Origin of the sequence: Ruminobacter amylophilus (assembly GCF_900115655.1) — a bacterium.
Classification (GTDB): domain Bacteria; phylum Pseudomonadota; class Gammaproteobacteria; order Enterobacterales; family Succinivibrionaceae; genus Ruminobacter; species Ruminobacter amylophilus.
The window spans coordinates 1-18,396 of record NZ_FOXF01000049.1 but is presented as its reverse complement, the minus strand read 5'-3'; the positions used below and the strand labels follow the sequence as shown (position 1 = coordinate 18,396).

Annotated in this window: 17 protein-coding genes and 1 pseudogene; 8 read left to right on the top strand and 10 right to left on the bottom strand. The window is 38.9% G+C overall.

The window, feature by feature from the left end:
* Positions 1 to 354: 354 nt before the first annotated feature.
* From BMY80_RS09985 to BMY80_RS09940, 10 genes are read right to left on the bottom strand one after another with little or no spacing between them, the layout of a single operon-like run.
* Entirely contained in the window at positions 355 to 1,587 is a 1,233-nt protein-coding gene (locus BMY80_RS09985) for a type II secretion system F family protein (RefSeq protein WP_031578194.1), read from the bottom strand.
* The gene (locus BMY80_RS09980; RefSeq protein ID WP_031578193.1) at positions 1,587 to 3,350 is read right to left on the bottom strand and encodes a GspE/PulE family protein; all 1,764 of its coding nucleotides are present in this window, start codon (positions 3,348 to 3,350) and stop codon (positions 1,587 to 1,589) included. The genes BMY80_RS09985 and BMY80_RS09980 overlap by 1 nt, the downstream gene beginning before the upstream one ends.
* Entirely contained in the window at positions 3,350 to 4,660 is a 1,311-nt protein-coding gene (locus BMY80_RS09975) for a tetratricopeptide repeat protein (protein ID WP_093143284.1), read from the bottom strand. Before BMY80_RS09975 ends, BMY80_RS09980 begins: the two co-directional genes overlap by 1 nt.
* Complete coding sequence (locus BMY80_RS09970) at positions 4,657 to 5,574, bottom strand: ExeA family protein (protein ID WP_037318385.1); 918 nt, start codon at positions 5,572 to 5,574, stop codon at positions 4,657 to 4,659. Before BMY80_RS09970 ends, BMY80_RS09975 begins: the two co-directional genes overlap by 4 nt.
* 26 nt (positions 5,575 to 5,600) lie before the next feature.
* Complete coding sequence (mshL, locus tag BMY80_RS09965; protein ID WP_093143281.1) at positions 5,601 to 7,256, bottom strand: pilus (MSHA type) biogenesis protein MshL; 1,656 nt, start codon at positions 7,254 to 7,256, stop codon at positions 5,601 to 5,603.
* Positions 7,253 to 7,585, bottom strand: coding sequence for a hypothetical protein (locus BMY80_RS09960; protein ID WP_031578188.1), 333 nt, complete (start codon positions 7,583 to 7,585; stop codon positions 7,253 to 7,255). Before BMY80_RS09960 ends, mshL begins: the two co-directional genes overlap by 4 nt.
* Positions 7,578 to 8,210, bottom strand: a complete 633-nt coding sequence (locus BMY80_RS09955) for a hypothetical protein (RefSeq protein ID WP_031578187.1) — start codon at positions 8,208 to 8,210, stop codon at positions 7,578 to 7,580. The genes BMY80_RS09960 and BMY80_RS09955 overlap by 8 nt, the downstream gene beginning before the upstream one ends.
* Positions 8,207 to 8,827, bottom strand: a complete 621-nt coding sequence (locus tag BMY80_RS09950; RefSeq protein ID WP_031578186.1) for a PilN domain-containing protein — start codon at positions 8,825 to 8,827, stop codon at positions 8,207 to 8,209. Before BMY80_RS09950 ends, BMY80_RS09955 begins: the two co-directional genes overlap by 4 nt.
* A complete protein-coding gene (locus BMY80_RS09945; protein ID WP_093143278.1) occupies positions 8,814 to 9,449 on the bottom strand; it encodes a hypothetical protein in 636 nt (211 codons plus the stop codon). Before BMY80_RS09945 ends, BMY80_RS09950 begins: the two co-directional genes overlap by 14 nt.
* 7 nt (positions 9,450 to 9,456) lie before the next feature.
* The gene (locus BMY80_RS09940; RefSeq protein ID WP_093143276.1) at positions 9,457 to 9,765 is read right to left on the bottom strand and encodes a hypothetical protein; all 309 of its coding nucleotides are present in this window, start codon (positions 9,763 to 9,765) and stop codon (positions 9,457 to 9,459) included.
* A 515-nt stretch (positions 9,766 to 10,280) separates the two neighbouring features.
* On the opposite strand from BMY80_RS09940, the gene BMY80_RS09935 reads away from it, so the two are divergent.
* The 8 genes and pseudogenes from BMY80_RS09935 to BMY80_RS09900 form a co-directional block, all read left to right on the top strand.
* The gene (locus tag BMY80_RS09935) at positions 10,281 to 11,069 is read left to right on the top strand and encodes a single-stranded DNA-binding protein (protein ID WP_051621682.1); all 789 of its coding nucleotides are present in this window, start codon (positions 10,281 to 10,283) and stop codon (positions 11,067 to 11,069) included.
* A 162-nt stretch (positions 11,070 to 11,231) separates the two neighbouring features.
* The gene (locus BMY80_RS09930) at positions 11,232 to 13,601 is read left to right on the top strand and encodes an LPS-assembly protein LptD (RefSeq protein WP_143066512.1); all 2,370 of its coding nucleotides are present in this window, start codon (positions 11,232 to 11,234) and stop codon (positions 13,599 to 13,601) included.
* 9 nt (positions 13,602 to 13,610) lie between these two features.
* Positions 13,611 to 14,909, top strand: a complete 1,299-nt coding sequence (locus BMY80_RS09925) for a peptidylprolyl isomerase (RefSeq protein WP_031578182.1) — start codon at positions 13,611 to 13,613, stop codon at positions 14,907 to 14,909.
* 57 nt (positions 14,910 to 14,966) lie between these two features.
* Positions 14,967 to 15,797 (top strand): 16S rRNA (adenine(1518)-N(6)/adenine(1519)-N(6))-dimethyltransferase RsmA, encoded by an 831-nt coding sequence (gene rsmA, locus BMY80_RS09920; protein WP_031578181.1) that lies wholly within the window; start codon positions 14,967 to 14,969, stop codon positions 15,795 to 15,797.
* Positions 15,798 to 15,813: 16 nt separating this feature from the next.
* A complete protein-coding gene (coaE, locus tag BMY80_RS09915; protein ID WP_031578180.1) occupies positions 15,814 to 16,440 on the top strand; it encodes a dephospho-CoA kinase in 627 nt (208 codons plus the stop codon).
* Entirely contained in the window at positions 16,427 to 16,660 is a 234-nt protein-coding gene (locus BMY80_RS09910; RefSeq protein ID WP_037318381.1) for a DNA gyrase inhibitor YacG, read from the top strand. The genes coaE and BMY80_RS09910 overlap by 14 nt, the downstream gene beginning before the upstream one ends.
* A gap of 237 nt (positions 16,661 to 16,897) precedes the next feature.
* A complete protein-coding gene (glgC, locus tag BMY80_RS09905; RefSeq protein WP_093143271.1) occupies positions 16,898 to 18,109 on the top strand; it encodes a glucose-1-phosphate adenylyltransferase in 1,212 nt (403 codons plus the stop codon).
* 87 nt (positions 18,110 to 18,196) lie between these two features.
* Positions 18,197 to 18,396: pseudogene (locus BMY80_RS09900) on the top strand (hypothetical protein); the annotation flags it as partial.

The window sequence follows — 18,396 nt, the reverse complement described above, 5'->3', positions numbered from 1 at the left end:
AAAAAGACTACTTTGACTATATCAGGTAAAAACATCCTGTTTAATATTCCTGATAAACAACCCATTATAAGTTAATTATATCTAAAAATCAGTAATTCTCACTTAAAACGCCATCTTTTGCATTTCATTTATTGGGAGACATCTAATTTTTTAAAACAGTTAGATTATCACTTTTAATTTTCTCAAGGTCAAAAATAAAATAATCAACAATACTAATATGTTTGTGTGTTATTTTTATACTATATTTTTGGTTATACACTTGCACAGTTAACATCTAGCACAGGGGATTATTTTGCTATTAACGATTTTACATACATATATTCAAATATATATTTGAAATATTACATCACGTCTCTACTGCTTCCCCTGCATTGCTCCGTACATATCCCACATAGGAGAAAATATACCTAGAGCCAGAAGCCCCACAATAAGAGATACCACAACAAGAAGCAGAGGTTCTATTTTGGCAGTAAGAGACTTTACACCATAATCCACTTCTCGTTCGTAATAATCCGCGCCTTCAATAAGCAGTTCATCAACACGACCGGTTTCGTCACCGACAGCGAACATCTGTAATACCAGAGGTGAGAACATTTGGCTCTGAACAGCTGTCTGAGAGAGGGAAACACCTTGCTCTATCTGTTTCTGCATATTCAGCACCTTCTTTTCCAGATACTTATTATCTAACGCATCAGCAACAAGTCTTAAGGCAGTATTTAATGGCACGCCTGACTGTAGCATCAGTGAGAAACTGCGACAGAAACGTCCCAGAAGAGCCATGTTGAGAATATTTCCAATAACTGGAATCTTTAACTTATACTGATCCCATTTAACTTTCACAGACTCTTTCTTCATGGCATTTTTTATAATAAATGGAACCGCAACAACGACAGCCAGCATATAAGGCCAGTAATTAACGAATATATTTGATGTCGCAATAAGAATTCTGGTGGTTATAGGAAGGTCTACACCAAACTTTGAAAACATATCAGTAAATACAGGAATTACAAAAATGTTAAGAATAACTACCGCAGCAACAATAAATAACATAACCATAATAGGATATCTCATGGCTGCTGTTATACTTTTCTTCGTCTGCAAGTCTAATTCAAAATATGATGCCAATTGAGAAAACACGTCATCGAGCTTACCGGTGTTTTCACCAACGTTAATCATCGCCACAAAAAGAGAATTATAGATTTCAGGCTGTTCCGACATGGATAATGCCAAAGATTTACCACCTATAAGATCTTTGTTGAGCTTTACCAGAGATTCCTTTAGGGCAGGATGTTCCATGGAATCACTTAAGCCGGTTATCGCACGAATCATGGGTACCCCGGCCTTACTCAGAGAAAACATCTGACGACAAAACATTACAAGCTGTTCTGTTTTTACTTTTTTCTTGAAAAACTTGGACATCCCAGCAGGCATTTTTATAGATACAGCCTGCTTTTCTTCTTTGATTTCAATAGGAATCATGCCGGTTTTACTTATCTCATCAATAACATCATACTGACTACCGGCTTCAATTGTTCCAGTTACATATTTTCCGGAACTGTTTTTGGCTTTGTATCTAAATACAGGCATTAATCATTCACCTCACAAAGCTTCATAACCTCTTCAATAGAGGTCACTCCGTCAACTGCAAGATCATAGGCCACTTTAGCTAAAGGCTTGTACATTGGACTCTCTTTTGCACATCTTGCAAACTCTTCCAAATCATCCTTTCTCAAGGCATCCATCATGGCATCATTTAATACAAGCAGTTCAAAAACACCTATACGTCCCTTATAACCACTGAAATTGCAATACTGACACCCCTTTCCCTTATTGCCAAGCTTGAACTTGTGCTGTCTCTGCTCTTCGATCGGAACTCCAAGTGCGGCTTCAATGAAACGTTCCTGTGAAGGTTCGACCTCACAGTAATCACCGCACTTAGGACATACTCTTCTCACCAGACGCTGTGCAAGCACTGCCTTTAGTGAACTGGCAACCAGATATCCGGGAGCCCCCATATCGACAAGTCTCATGGTACTTGATATGGCATCATTTGTATGAAGTGTGGATAATACAAGATGACCAGTCATAGCACCACGCAGACCAATTTCACTGGTTTCCTTATCTCGCATTTCACCTACAAGAATCACATCAGGGTCCTGACGCAGACAGGCTCTAAGAACATTGGCAAAATCCAAACCTATCTTCTGGTTTATCTGAACCTGAGTTATTCTCGGCAAACGGAATTCAACCGGATCCTCAACGGTAATAATCTTAACATCTGGAGTATTAAGTTCATTCAGTGCTCCGTACAGAGTTGTGGTTTTACCGGAACCGGTTGGTCCTGTTACAAGAATCATCCCGTGAGGTCTGTGAATCTGAATTCTCATGCTCTCAAGTATTTTTTCAGGCATACCTGTAGCATTAAGGGAAACAAGACCTGTTGCCTGATTCAGAATACGCATTACTATGGATTCACCATACTGCGTTGGAAGAGTTGACACACGGACATCCACGCCGTTTCCTGCAATCGTAATGTGGAATCGGCCATCCTGAGGCAATCTCTTTTCAGAAATATCCAGACCTGCCATAAGCTTTATTCTTAATGCAATAGCCGCACCTATATCAGAACTAGGCAAAATCTGTTCAGTAAGACTTCCATCTATACGCTGTCTTATTCTCAATACACCATCATCAGGCTCTATATGAATATCTGACGCTTTCCAGTTGATTGCATCTTCAAATACTGATTTAAGTAAATTAACAACCGCAGCATCTGAGGAATCATCGTCAACATTTAATGTATCTGTTGCACCGACTTCAAATGCCGATTTCGTAATTTCACTCTGGAGCTGATCCGCATATTTCGCAATATTTTCAGTATTGCGGTATAACATTGGAAGATATTTAACTATTTCTGATTCTGGAGTTATTACAAAATCAACTTCATTTGGATCCAGTTTATCAACAATATCATCACGACCGTAATAATCGAGAGGATCCGCAATTACAACCGTAATTACGTCATTTCCCGTATTCTGATTCAATCTTTTTGATATAGCCAACGCCCTTTTCTGTCTGGCTATATTTTCAGGAAGCATTTGAACTACATTACTGTCAATATTTAATTTTGACAAATCGGTAAAAACAGTCATCTGAAGCTGTTGCCCCAATGCGGTACATATATCAGCTTCCGTAGCCAGGCCGAGAGCAACCACGGCCTGACCAAGTTTGAGGTTCATTTCCTTTGAATAGTTCAGGGCCTCTTCGACGTCGTTTTCGGTAATTATCCCGGACTGAACTAAAACGTCACCTATACGTAATCTTTTTCTAGAGCTGTTATCTTCCGGCATTATCTCAGTGTCTCCAAAAACTTTATACGACCTTCAACAAACTTACGTGAGGATTGACTTAAATATAGAGACGAGGCTTTCTTATACGCTTCCAAAGCCTGTTTGTGTTTTCCCTGCTTTTCTTCGGCAATCCCTAATCCAAGATACCATTTACCATCAGGTGAATTGGTTGAGGCCAAGGCCCTATACGCCTTTGCTGCCACAGGAAAGTTACCGCTTTCTCTGGCAATACTTGCCATCGTGGCATAATAGTCAATATTTCCAGCAACAGGAGGAGTTACAGTTTCCAAAACTTTCAATGCTTTAGCATCGTCACCACGAGACTTATATATTCTTGCCAAAAACAAGCGATAATCATAATGATAAGGAGTCTGAGCAATACCTCCGTCAAGTACTCTGATAGCATCAACGTAATTATCCTGACCAAAATAAAGACTTGCCAATTTTTCTCGTGCCTCTATGTCTTTAGGATCAACGGCAAGTATATTCCGATAAGCATCTATAGCTCTTCTGCTATCACCTTTTCCTAGAGAATTCAACGCCTGAGTCCGGTAAATCTCTTTCTGTTCATTCGGAGTAAGCTGACTCTTAGCCACCTTTAGTGAAGAAGCCTTGCGACTTACCGGCTTTTCCACCACAACTACATTCGGTTCTTCCTCAATAACATAGTTATCGGCATCGTATACATAGTCTTCTACAACATTATTTTTTTTTGATTCCTTCGCAGACTGACTGTCTGTTTTTACAACTTTATGAATCTCCTGCTTTTCAACTGTCTTAACCTGACTCTGAGCAACTTCATGGTTCTCAGGTCTGTTTCTGATTAAATTTCTTTCCGTCTTCTGATGTACATCCAGTACGGGAACATCTTGATCCAAAGCATGTTCACTGTTAACGGATTCTGTATTCACCGCTGTAATACCGGTCTCAACAGAAGCAATGACGTTATTCTGAGTGTCGGTAACCTCATTTTCATTCTGAGAAACTGTATTTCTTTCATTTGTAATCTGAACATTGTTCAGATTCGGATCTGTGGACACCTCGGCAACAGAAGCTGTCTTTTCAGAAGAGGATTCAACTTCCTTTGAAAGAGTTGCTGTCGGCTTTGTCTTGGACAGATTGTTTTTTTCTCCTATCTTATATGCATAGTAACCGGAACCTGCTAAAACAGCTACGCCAATAATTACAAGAGAAGCCAATGCCAGTTTATTAAAAGACATTCCTGCTTTTTCCGGTGGCACATACTTGCCATATTCGTCCCCGGAATTTCGTTTATTCAGTTCCTTTAAAGCTTTATTTATAACACTCATCTAGTCGCTCCAAAGATATATAGGCCACCTACCACGGCAACAAAGACCAGACTGATAATTCCCAAATTTCTGAGCAGTCTTAAAAATCCTCTTTTACCAGCTCCCGCAGTAGTACCGTTTGTATCACTTACAGCTTCTGATACTATTTTTTTTGAAACTGCATACACGCCGTAGCCATAACATAGCATCAGGGATTTATTTGCAATCACATTAATCAGCCTAGGTATCCCGTGACTTGCCTTGTAAATACGTTGTGACACCTTGCGACTGAAAACTTCTATTCCCTTAAAACCAGAGGCTTTCATACGATAATTCAGGTATGAATAAGTTTCATGTTCATTTAGGGGTCTGAGTGCATATGAAAAAGAAATTCTCTGGCGCAACTGTCTGAAGTTATTCTGCAACAGTTTATAATCAAGTTCAGGCTGGCCAAATAGAATAATATGCAGCATTTTCTCCTGTTCGGTCTCAAGATTTCCCAAAAGTCTGATGGCTTCAAGAGTTTCATCACTTAAAGCCTGAGCCTCATCTACAATCATCACAACTTTCTTATTGGCCTTATTCAACTCCAAAAGGCGATTATTGATAATGTCATTGAGGGACAAACTTGAAACATTATCAACATCCAGCTGTAACTCCTTGGCAATGGAAAGCTTGAGTTCTGCCGGAGTAAGAATAGGATTCGGAATATACACAAGTTCATAATTATCAGACAGTTTCCCCATAAACAGTCTGAGAACCATTGTCTTACCGGTGCCAACCTCTCCGGTTACCTTTATAAACCCCTCTCCATTCAATAATGCAGTATTAAGAACCTCCAGCGCTTCTTCATGTGGAGGTAACCCATAGTACAAACTGGTGTTCGGAGTCAAACTGAACGGTTGCTGTTCTAACCCAAAAAAATCTTGATACACCGCAAAAATCCCTAATTGTTGTTTATTTATTCTATGAAATCAACATCTGAACTCTTCTTCTCACCATCATCGTTCGGGTACCATTTCTTTAATAAATCCATGGACTTTCCGATTTCATTCTTCCAGGTATTGCCATCAACAACAACAGGCTTCAGAAGAATTACGAGCTCCTTCTTGTGATTAAAGTTGTTTCTGTTGGTAAAAAGCTCTCCTAAGTACGGAATATCTCCGAGTACCGGAACCTTTGACACATACTCCCCAACTTCAGATCTCATTAAACCACCAATAAGAATAACGTCACCTGATTTAACCTTTACAATAGTATCTGTTTCTCTTACCTGAGAACTGGCAAGAGGCAGCTGCATGGCTGAGGAGCCTCCTCCGAGGTTAACAGTCTTACTATCTTCCTTAACATCTATCACAGCCGGATGAATATGCATCAGAACTTCATTATTATCATTAATCTGCGGTAACACATCGAGGGATACACCACTGAAGAACGGCTTAAAAGTAACATCTGAAGTAATGTAATTGCTACTTGTAGTAGTGCTTGCTGAGGTATCAACAGAAATATCTGTCAGGAAGTACGAATCAGTACCAACCTTCATTATGGCCTTCTGATTATTCAAAGCAGTAATTCTCGGACTTGACAGAGTCGTTACGTCACCCTGGGTCTTAAGGAAATTCATTAGTGCATTAAAATGGCTGGATTCCGCAGAAAAAGACAATCCACCTCCCATGATGCCGATAATGGCATCACCGGATCCGCCTCCAAAAGCTTTTGCACTCCCAAATTTGAAAGTATGACCGGTTATAGCAGACCAATCTATCCCCTGAGCATAATTCTCATCCAGAGTCACTTCCAGTATCTTAGACTCTATTACAACCTGTCTGTGAAGATTTGATTCAATACTATCCAGATAATTCTTCACATTCTGTATATCTTCCGGCATACCTCGTACGGTAACAACTGCGGCATGAGGATTAACTTTAACTAGTCTGCCTTCATCTGTTCCTACAATTGAACTCAGAACATTTTGCAGGTCAGTCCAGAAATCACTCTTTGCCGTTGTTGTAACCTTAGTGCCACTTGAACTGTTTGACGAACTGTCACTGTCACTTGAAGAAGAAGATGATGATGAATTAGATGAACTGTCACTGTCTGAATTAGTCACTGTATTGTTAACAATAGATAATTTTGTTTCCGCATCTCTTATCATTGACAGATAATTGATCGGAATATTCTCGGTATGAATACCTGCAGGATACACGTAATAAACAGAATTTTTCTTTTCAGTGTAATAACCGTACATTCTATATACAGCATCAAACACTTCATCAGTGGTTACATTATCCAGATTAAGAGTAATGTTACCGCTGACTTCCGGATGAACAACCACCGAAGAATTTGTCTGATTCATTATTCGAGCAAAGAATTCAGAAGCAGGAACATTGTTTGCGGCAATTGAAATACGACTGGCATTACCTATTGAATACTGTTCATCCAACGGATTATCGGGATTCAACTCATTAAGCACATCTTCCGGTACATCAGACAACCCGGCCTGAGACAGAGCTAAAGCAAGTTCATCCTGAGCTTCCTTAGGCTGTGGATGATTATAAACACAACCTACGCACATAGCCAAACTCAAAGCTATTGCAGATTTCAATATCCTACTCATTTTTGCACCTTCGATGTAAACAGTGATAGTTTCACAAGTACAGGATTATTATCCTTTTTTAAAAGAATGTCAGACTTGTTGATAGCATATACTCTATAACCAAAACATTCCTCTGATATGTAGCATGTCCTTCCATTAACTATGGCCCTTGTGCGCCCGTTTCCTCTCATTATTGCCTGAAGTTTGAGTTCTTCTGCAGAATTTTTACTATCGCTACTTGTCGATGTACTCATTCCAGACAGTGGGGTTGTCGGATCATGCAACTGAAAATCTTCAGCATACGCTACTGGTATAAGCATTGCCGATAAAATAATTATTTTCTTAAGCATGTAGAAAATCCTTATTAATGCTAAGAGTATAAACTTCAACAGTCACTTCTGATACCGGATACTGAACCACATGATAGTTTATTAGATGCCAATTGAAGTTATACCCAGAGTTTTCCATTTTCTCCATATGCTTCATGATATCAAGGTAACGACCTTTGAAAGTCATACGGACAGTATGTTGGTAAAGCAGGCTGTCACCATTGCTCATCAGAATTTTAGGAGGTAAATTTTCCATAGATAACAGTTCTATTTCTGATGTTTTCAGCATACCTTTCAATATATCTGACATATGCGATGCATCAACCAGGCTCGTTGCCCCTTTATCAAGCTTTCCAGATATATCAGCAATCTCTTTATTGAGATTTTGCAATTCTTCACGAAGTTCAAGATTAGGGTCTTTCGTAATTCTGGACTGCCACGTTTCAAGTTCAGATCTTTTTTCATCGAGATCCGTCTTCAAAGAAGACATACTTGAATTTATTTTCTTTTCTGCCATGTTATTGGCGTCGATTACATAAAAATAGATCGGGGTAACAAAAGCACAAATACCAACCATCAGAACCATAACGCGTTCACGCATGGTCATGTTGGCTACTTTCTTTTCATAATCTCTATAAGCACTCATTTTCTTTCCCCTTTATCGTCTTTATCATCTTTTATTTTGCTCTCAAGGGAAAAACCTAAGTAATTGTCGTCTCTGTTGTAATTTAGTTTAACGCTGCCGAAAGTTAGATTTGATAAATCTGAATATTCACGGAACTGACCTATCCACTTTGGCACATCTTCTGCCGTTCTGGCTACACCTTCAATATCAGCCTGACCATCAACAATACTGAAACTGGTTATTGCTATACCATCATTTCTAACTGTGGCCAGAGCTTTCATAAAACCTGCAAAGCCATGACCGCTTTTATTTGAATCTCTTAATAAATAGGCGCCTAACTCTCTTTTTCCCTGAGCAATTTTGCGTGCGGTTTCAACCTGAGACTGGAGTTCAGTGTCCAGTTTAAGAGACGAAACTATGACCTGAGTCTGCATCAGCTCATCAGAAACACTCTCATACTCATCATTCATAGTCTGTTGCTGTCGTACAAGCTTTTTCTTCTTGTCATTTGATACATTAGCCCACAACCCCATAACAACAGCAGTTATCAGCCAGATAATAATCATGTGTTTTAAACTAAGAATTACCAGTTTTGGTTGAAATTCCTTGCTGTAGAGATTGATTCTAATTTTTCTCACTTACAAGTATTCCTTCTTTTAAAATTCCCAACAACGGTGCATAGCCCAAATCTTTTTTCAAAATATCAACCAGCTGTGCATTTTTACAAACCGAATATCCCACTGCCTCTGTTGTAGCCACATCATCATTTATAGGCACAACGTCAACAACTCTTCTGAAATTCTGACTGAAACCCGCAGCAATATTCTTAAGCTGTTCTGCGTTCATAACCAGAAGCAGCTTGCTCATCGGCGGCAGACCTAATCGTGATGTAAAAAAATCATCCGTAATACGGAGTATTTCTGTTGTAAGTTTACTGATCGTCGGATCGTCAGCACCGCCAATCAGATCTGTTGCCAGATTTTTATATCCTCTGAGAGTACGCGAATAGCACAGTTCTCCGCCAAAAACACCATAGACCGTAAGATCCCTGGATTTCTGAAGATAAAGAGTAAGGCAGAGCTGAGGAACAAACAGATTCTGTTCCTTGTCCTTAATTTTCCCCATTGACAGAGCCTGATAATAGGAAATAAATTCAGTCATTGCCAAATCAAAAATAGTAATTTTTTCTAGGGAGGCAACGTCATTAACAATTTCAGACAAACCTGCTATAAGCTTCTTTTCCACAAGTACAAAATTCAACGAAGGCTTACTGTTGAACCGTAGGTTCAAGTTCTTTGTTCATTGCTACGCTTTTTAGTTCTTCCTCGGAAAGACGTTCATTTTTCGGAAGCTGAACCACAGTGTATAAGCCCTGCCCCAAAACAACAATCACCTTGCATGATGCTGGAATCTTATATTTTTTGAACAGTCCATCTACAGCATTTTTCCATTCTGTATTACCAGCGCACAACACCTTGTCTGTAATGATTTTAGTGGCTTTTGAGGATGTATAAAGAAACGTTATTTCCTCATTAGCAATACCTAAAATAACTTTGTTTATATTACCTTTAGCCATACAATAAATACACCGATAACAATAAAAAGATACCTAATCTAACTTTATCACGAACCTAAAATTTCAATAATTAAAACCTTTAATCCTTTAGTCAAAATTTGAAATACATTAAGAATAAGCAACCAAAACTGATTTTCCTTTGTTTTCCAAAGAAAATTTTGTAATTTTCCTCACATATTTTTTTTGATTTTTCGACCAAAAAAACTGTAATTATCGTCTAATGTGTTGAATTGTTAGATTTTTATTTATAAAATACTATTTATACTAATACACAAATTATTGCTATCCATACATTTATGAATACCAAACATTGAACTTGGAGATGATTTTTTTGATTATGCTCAAGAACATTGTGCGAAAAAATGATAAAATCACACTGTCTTGACATCGCAAAACGAATTTTCTTTGATAAAGACATTACTTCAAAGGCTAAGGTATCAGTAGCAAATAGTTAAGTAGGAAAGGAAATTAAATCAAGATAGAAGGTAAGTTATTAAGTCGAGAGGTAAATTATTATGGCCGCGCGTGGAGTAAACAAAGCAATTTTAGTAGGCAATCTGGCTGCCGAGCCTGATTTTCGCATGCTGAACGGAGGATCAAACAGTGTAGCCACTGTCAGTCTTGCAACAAACGAATCATTCAGGGATCAGAACGGCAACATACAGGAAAGAACTGAATGGCACCGCATTGTATTTTGGGGCAGACTTGCTGAAATCGCAAGAGATTATCTCCACAAAGGTTCCCAGGTTTACGTTGAAGGAAAAATCAGAACTCGTTCATACGATGATCAGAATGGTCAGCGTAAATACATTACTGAAATTCAGGTTACAGATCTGCAGATGCTTGGAAACAAGCCTCAGAATCAGGACAACAATGGCTACGGAGCCAACAATTACAATCAGCAGTATGGTGGCAACAGTTTGCAGAATCCTCAGAGAGGAAATCAGCAATATAACGGCAACGGCCATAACAACCAGGGAAACTATAACAACAATGGTTTCAATAATAACAATTTTGGCAACAATGGCAATTTCAATAATAATTACGGCCGTTCCGGGAACAACGTACCTCAGCAGCAGAATCCAATGCCTGAACCATCATATAACCAGAGCTCCAGCCAAAACGGCAGTGACAACGCTTACCCTGGATTACCTCCGTTACCATCTCAAGGGGCTGCTCAGACAGCTCCGGGAAATCTGAACATAGAAAAAGCTTCAGACTCAGGGGCAGGAAGCAATTCTGAATTTACTGCCAAGGAACCGGACATGCATTCATCATTCAACGATGATCCGTTGCCATTCTAAGTTGAAAATTTAAACTTTTTTCAAATTATCAAGTCTATAAAACAACGGCCGGAAAGATATAATTTCCGGCCTACTTTATGTCTCCTACATTTGTTTAAATCAAGCTTTTTATTTATAATAGTCTTGGTTGTTTGTACATAATAATTTTCAGGGATTCCTCAAGTGTTGAATCATTTAAAAAAGCTTTCACTATGCATCAGTTCTGTTTTGGTTTGCGCTCCTGCTGTTGCAGACAATGCGCCACTGATGCAAATAACTGAATATGATGAAAGATGCTATGGCTACGTTCCTGAATACGTAGCTCCTGACACTACAGTAGATATCCAGAAAGTGCCGATATCCATCACTGCGGACAGTATGGAATCGAACATTAAAAACAACATTAAATATGATGGAGATGTTGAAATCATCCAGGGAAACAAAAGGCTTAAAGCTGACAAAACAACATTCAATCAACATACTCAGGAAATGACTGCTTCAGGCAACATTCTCTACGAAGACGGCCAGATCACAGTAAGCAGTGATACAACACTTTACACAAACCTTGCCACTAACAGTACTGAACTGCACAATGCCACATATATGATCAATGGTTCAGTTATCCGTGGATCAACTGAAAAAGCTGTGCTGAATAACGAGAATAAAACTATCTCACTGTATGACGCCTCCGTGACTACATGCCCTAAACACCAGCCTTCATGGGTATTAAATTCTTCCGAAGTTAACATTGATCAGAATGAAGTTTTCGGTGAAGCATATCATACTGTTTTTAGATTTCATGATGTACCTGTGCTTTATTTACCTTATTTTAATTTTCCAATTAAAAATGAACGTAAATCAGGTCTTCTTTACCCTAATATTGAATATACGTCATCTGACGGAGGAATGCTCACACTTCCTATATACTGGAATATTGCTCCAAATTATGATTTTACTTACAGTCCTAAAATCATAACACGAAGAGGATTGTTGAATACCGGTGAATTCCGTTACATGCCTTTCAGAAATACATATGGCTCCGTGTATGGTCAATACATAAGTCATGACAGACATTACAAGAATGACGGCGACACGGGAATAAACCACCAAACATTTGACGAACGGTGGATTTACTACATCAATCACGAAACATATTTTTCTGATAAAGATTATGGTTTCCTGATTAATTTTACTCGTGTAAGAAGCAATGACTACAACTACGTTAACGACTTTGATCCCAAGGTTCCTACACTTATTGACAATCAGCTGGTACAGTCAGGAAAGCTGTATGTTGACAAAAACAACTTTGACGCTAATCTGCTTGTTCAAAAATATCAACTCCTGGTACCTAACGAATATATTGTAAATCTGCCATTCAAACTTGTTCCACGAGTTGAAATGAACTACCATGACACCATTGGTTCACATTTGGCATACCGTTCTGGTTTCGAGTATTCTCGTTTCAGGGTTGAAGAATTAAAGGAGCAGAGTTACAAAGGTGACAGGTATCATTTTCAGCCTGAAATCGAATTACCTATTCTCAATAAGAACGGGATTGATGTAAGAGCTATCGGAAGAGGATTCCTTACCCATTATGAACAGGATATTCCGTCCACTCTGTACTCGGGCTACGTAACTCACGGTTTTACCCCTGGCTTAATTAACGAAAAGGTCAACAGATATCTCTACAACGGAGAAATATACAGCAAGGCCACTTTTGTTAACAATACCCTCAGTTTCAAGCAGACACTTGAACCTGAAATCCAGTACATGTATATCCCTTATCGTAATCAGGATCATATAGGTATATACGATTCAACTGACAGAGTATATGATTACTACTCATTATTCGGTTACAGAAAATATGCCGGGCTGGACAGAATTGCCGATACAAACAGAATAAGTTACGGTATTACCTACCGTATGTATGACAACGAATTGAAGGAAAGGCTGAGATTCAATATCGGTCAGGGATATGATTTCCATAGTCAGAAGGTAAAATTCTATCCTAATGAAACCTCAACTACATATCCGAGAACCCCTATTGCCACAGGAATCAATTTGAATTTTCTTGATTATGTATCAGCCAACGGAAATCTGGTATATAACACCGAAAAAGGGGAAACATCAAGCTGGAATAGCCAGCTTAACGGCATGTATGAAGAATTTAAGGTTCAGCTCAGTTATCGCTATCTGAGAGACGGGAACCAGACTATGAATGGCGAGATCAGCGATCTTAAACAACTTGGGGGGGCTTTCAACTTCCCTATTACTGACGATATTAAAGGTGTGGCTGCAATGTACTATGATTTGGAAAGAAGTCGAAATATTGACCAGAAACTTGCTCTCAAGTACGAATCATGTTGCTACAGTATCGGTTTCCAAATCGAAAGATTCAATAAACCGGACAACTACACACTTACAGCTAAAAACGAAACAAAATACGGTGTTTTCTTTGAATTAAAGGGATTGACTGATTCGAATATGAACGCATCCTTCTCTCCGGAAACAAAACTGATTCCATATAACAACGCCGTAAACTTGAATAAATAGGATATTGTTATGCTAAACAGCCTTTTTAAGAAAACAGCAACAATTTCTACCCTTCTGATTATGATGGGGTTATCTCAGGCGGAAGCCACCGATTACATGGTTGACAGAACCATTGCAATTGCCGGTGACGAAGCAATCCTTTTCAGCGATCTGAATTCAGAGGTAATCAAATACAAAAACTTTCTGAAAGCCCATAATCAGGAATTACCTGCTGACGATGTCATTCGTAAGAATGTTTTGGAACAATTGATTACCAAAAGACTTATCCTGCAGTTGGCAAATAAAAACAACATTATTATCAGTGATACAGATTTGGACAGAGCAATAAAACACATTGCTGAAAACAATCACATGACTACTGAACAATTAATGTCAAAGTATAGAACAACAGGTTTAACTGACGTCGCCATCCGAAATACAATCAGAGATGACATCATCATTGACGAAGTGAAGCGAAGTCAGGTAAGAAGCCGTATTCACATATCTGATCAGGAAGCTGAACATCTTGCTTACGTCTTAAAGGATCAGGCAGCGCATATGCTGACATACCATTTGGCAGTAATTAATTTTTCCCTTCCTGTTACACCGTCTCCTGCTGCAACTGATGCCGCTAACCGTAAAGTTAATATGGTAATGAAGGAATTAAAATCAGGAATGTCATTTGCTCACGCCGCTCAGAAGTACTCTGAGAGCAGTAATGCCATAAATGGAGGAGACCTTGGGAAACTGACTATAAATGAAATTCCTGAATATGCCGCCCCCGCAGTATCGAGGGCAAAACCGGGAGATGTCGTAGGACCTATCAAAACAGAAAGAGGTCTTTCTCTTATCAAGGTCTACGATATTGCAAAGATGACACCTCAGCCTCTTGAACAGGTTAAGGTTAGACACATCCTTCTTACAACCAACATCATATTCGATGATGTTGCCGCAGAACAGCGTTTAAACAACATTCGTAACGATATAATAAACGGTGACCATAAATTTGAAGATGAGGCAAGGCGCTATTCTGAAGATTCAGGGTCAGCCTACAACGGAGGTCTGATCGACTGGTCTAATCCTGACATTTTCGATCCTAGATTCAGAGAGGCAATTAAAAGCCTTAATCCAGGTGATATCAGTGAGCCGTTCAAAAGCAGTTTCGGCTGGCATATAGTTGAATTGATTGATAGAAAAATAGACAAAGATTCAATTGAAGCATATAAAATCAAAGCCAGAGAAATATTATCAAACCGCTCAGTTATGGAAGAAAGTGAGAAATGGGAAAGAGAGCTAAGAGATTCTGCCTACATTAAAATACTCGAATAGACATCTCCATATAGAATGACTTGTATTAAATTGATTTGAACATAAACAGAGACATAAATGCACGATTTAGTTACTCAGGGACATACCGCACGAAAAAGATTTGGTCAGAACTTTCTTCAGGATCAGAACGTTATTGCTAACATAGTCAGAGCCATCAATCCGTCAGCTGATGACAACATTGTTGAAATCGGCCCCGGCCTTGCCGCCCTAACAACTCCTGTAAGTGAAAAAGTTAATAAACTTCATGTTATAGAGCTGGATAGAGACCTGGCCAAAAGATTGAGAGAAAATCCGTTTCTTTCACCAAAACTCGAAATTCACGAAGCTGATGCCCTGAAATTCGATTTCTCAACACTCGGCTCAAAAGAAAACCCTGTAAGAGTATTCGGTAATCTGCCATATAATATTTCCACACCGCTTATGATTCATCTGTTCTCTCAGTCTGAAGTGATCAAGGACATGCATTTCATGCTGCAGAAAGAAGTAGTAACAAGACTGGCGGCCGCACCTGACTCCAAAGACTATGGCCGACTGTCTCTAATAACTCAGTATTACTGTAAGGTAATTCCTATCATGGAGGTAAAACCCAACGCCTTCCGACCAGCTCCAAAAGTAACAAGTGCTGTTGTACGTTTGGTTCCTTATGATAAGAAACCTTATGAGGTGAAAGACATAAGAAAACTTGAACAGGTTCTTGCACTGGCATTCAATCAGAGACGAAAAACAATACATAACAGCTTAAGAGGCTTTATTTCTGATGAAGAACTGTTAAATTTAGGAATTAGTCCTCAGCTCAGAGCCGAAAATATAACACTGCAGCAATACTGTCAGCTCGCAGACATGTTACTCGATAAGAATATTGAAAATGTAAATCAGACTCAGTCATAACATTCAGGTTATCAGTATGAGTAAATGGATATTGGGACTTACCGGCGGGATCAGTTCAGGGAAAACCACGGTCTGCAGTTTTTTTAGGGAATTCGGATGCACGATTGTCGACGCCGATGTCTGTGCACGAAAGGTGGTCATGCCCGGAACAGAAGGCCTGAATGAACTGGTAAGTCATTTCGGACAGAATATTTTATGCGAAGATGGTTCTCTTAACCGACGAGCCCTGCGCAATATTATATTTGTTAATGAACAGGAACTGTCATACGTGAACAGTATCCTGCACCCTCTTATCCATGATCAGATTTTAAAAGAGCTCTCCGAAGCAACCGGCTGTTATGTAGTACTCGCAGCCCCTCTGCTTTTTGAAAATAAACTGGAACATATTCCCAATCGTATTTTATGCATGGATATTTCACCTGAAATTCAAATCGAAAGAACAATGCAAAGAGACGGATGTTCCTATGAAATAGCCAAAGCAATGGTTGAACATCAGTTACCAAGAGAAAAGAAAATCAGTGCCAGTGATGATGTTGTAGTTTCTAATTTTCCGACTCTGGAAGAATTAAAAAACAAAATTCATGAACTGCACTGCCATTATCTTGAAATTATCAAAAAAGAGAATGAAAATGACAAAAATTAAGTGTCCAATCTGCAACTGTGAAACTGAGTGGAGTCCAGATAACAAATACAGACCTTTCTGCTCTGAACGATGCAAAACGATAGATCTCGGCGGATGGGCATCAGGAAAATATCATATCAGTTCTCCTCTAACACCTGAAGATATGGAAGACGAAGACACTGCCATTGAAATTGAAAAAGCACTACAGGAGCAGCTGAAAAACACACATGGAAACAGTTAAACTGGCCTCCTGTTAATTATTATTTATCTTCCAATTCCATAGCAGGTATTTCAAAGAGCTTAACAAGCTGTAAAAGTTGAGATACCTGTTTTTCAATAAAATAATAACAATTGTCTGTTTTTTTTAACATTAATTCTTGCCATATCAAAAAAACAACAAACGATATACGCCTAGATATCCACTCACTATGTATAATCTTTAGAGAGTGTGGAGATATTTTATAAGTAAGGATTAATTATGGCTGGAGTCATAGCGATGATTTTGGCCGGTGGTGAAGGAACAAGACTTCAGCCACTGACCGTTACTCGTTCAAAACCTGCAGTCCCGTTTGCAGGAAGTTACAGGCTTATTGATTTCGTTCTTAATAATTTTGTTAACTCAGATATTATAAGAATTTTTGTTCTTACACAATTTAAAAGTCAATCTCTGTACATGCATATGAAAAAGGGGTGGACCGTTAACGGTATACCAGGATGTTTCATAGATCCGATTCCCGCACAAATGAGAATGGGTAAACGATGGTACGACGGCACAGCTGATGCCATATTCCAGAATCTTAGTTTCATACGATACAATTCTCCTGACCAGGTGTGTATTTTCGGCAGTGATCATGTTTATAAAATGGATATCAGGCAGATGCTTGAATATCATAAAAACAAAAAAGCCGATTTAACCGTATCCGCCATCAAAGTGCCTATAAAACAGGCACGAAGCTTTGGTGTTATAGAGGTTGACAGCGAATGGAAAATGATTGGTTTTGAAGAAAAACCAAAGAATCCGAAACCTATTCCCGGAGAACCGGATTACGCACTCGTATCAATGGGCAATTATATTTTTGAGGCAGATACCTTATATGAAGAATTAGCCATTGACTCTGTAAACCAGAATTCAACACATGACTTCGGATGTGATGTAATACCCAACATTTATCCGAAGCGTCCGGTATATGTATATAATTTTTTAGATAATTATATTCCCAACGAAAAAAATAAAGGATATTGGAGAGATGTAGGAAGTATAGACATGTACTGGCAGACAAATATGGATCTTATTGATGAAGAACCCAGTTTTGTACTGCATAATCCTTCCTGGCCACTGCACACAAATTATCCCCCTCTTCCTCCTGCAAATTTCATAAATACAAAAAACAGACAATGTTCCATCTCTCAAAGCATGATATCAGCAGGTTCAGAAATTGTGGGGGCCAGTGTTGATCACAGTATTATAGGTTTCAACTGCAGAATCGAGGAAAATGCAGAAATCTCCGATTCTGTACTTTTAGGAGACGTGGTTGTTGGAAGCAACTGTAAGATAAAGAAGGCGATTATTGATAAACACGTAACCATAGCTCCGGGAACTGTTATCGGAGAGGATCCGGAGCACGACAGAAGTTTCTATACAGTCTCTGATGGTGGCGTCGTTGTTATACCGAAAGGTGCGGGTGTGTGAACCAAACTCTGTAAATTACATATAGCTAAAAATGTCAGAAAAACTCCTGAGATATAATTTAACTTATATAATCAGGAGTTTTGCATTATGGTTAAAGAAAAAAAGTCCGTCCACAGGATCCAGATGACTGAAGGGAAGCATCAGATTATCAAACAGCTTCTTCAGGAATATAATATCGAAACCGTAGCCGACATACAGGCTGCTCTTAGGGATCTTTTAGGCAGTACCATCAAAGATATGATGGAAGCTGAAATGGAGCAGCATCTTGGGTACCAGAAATCCGAACG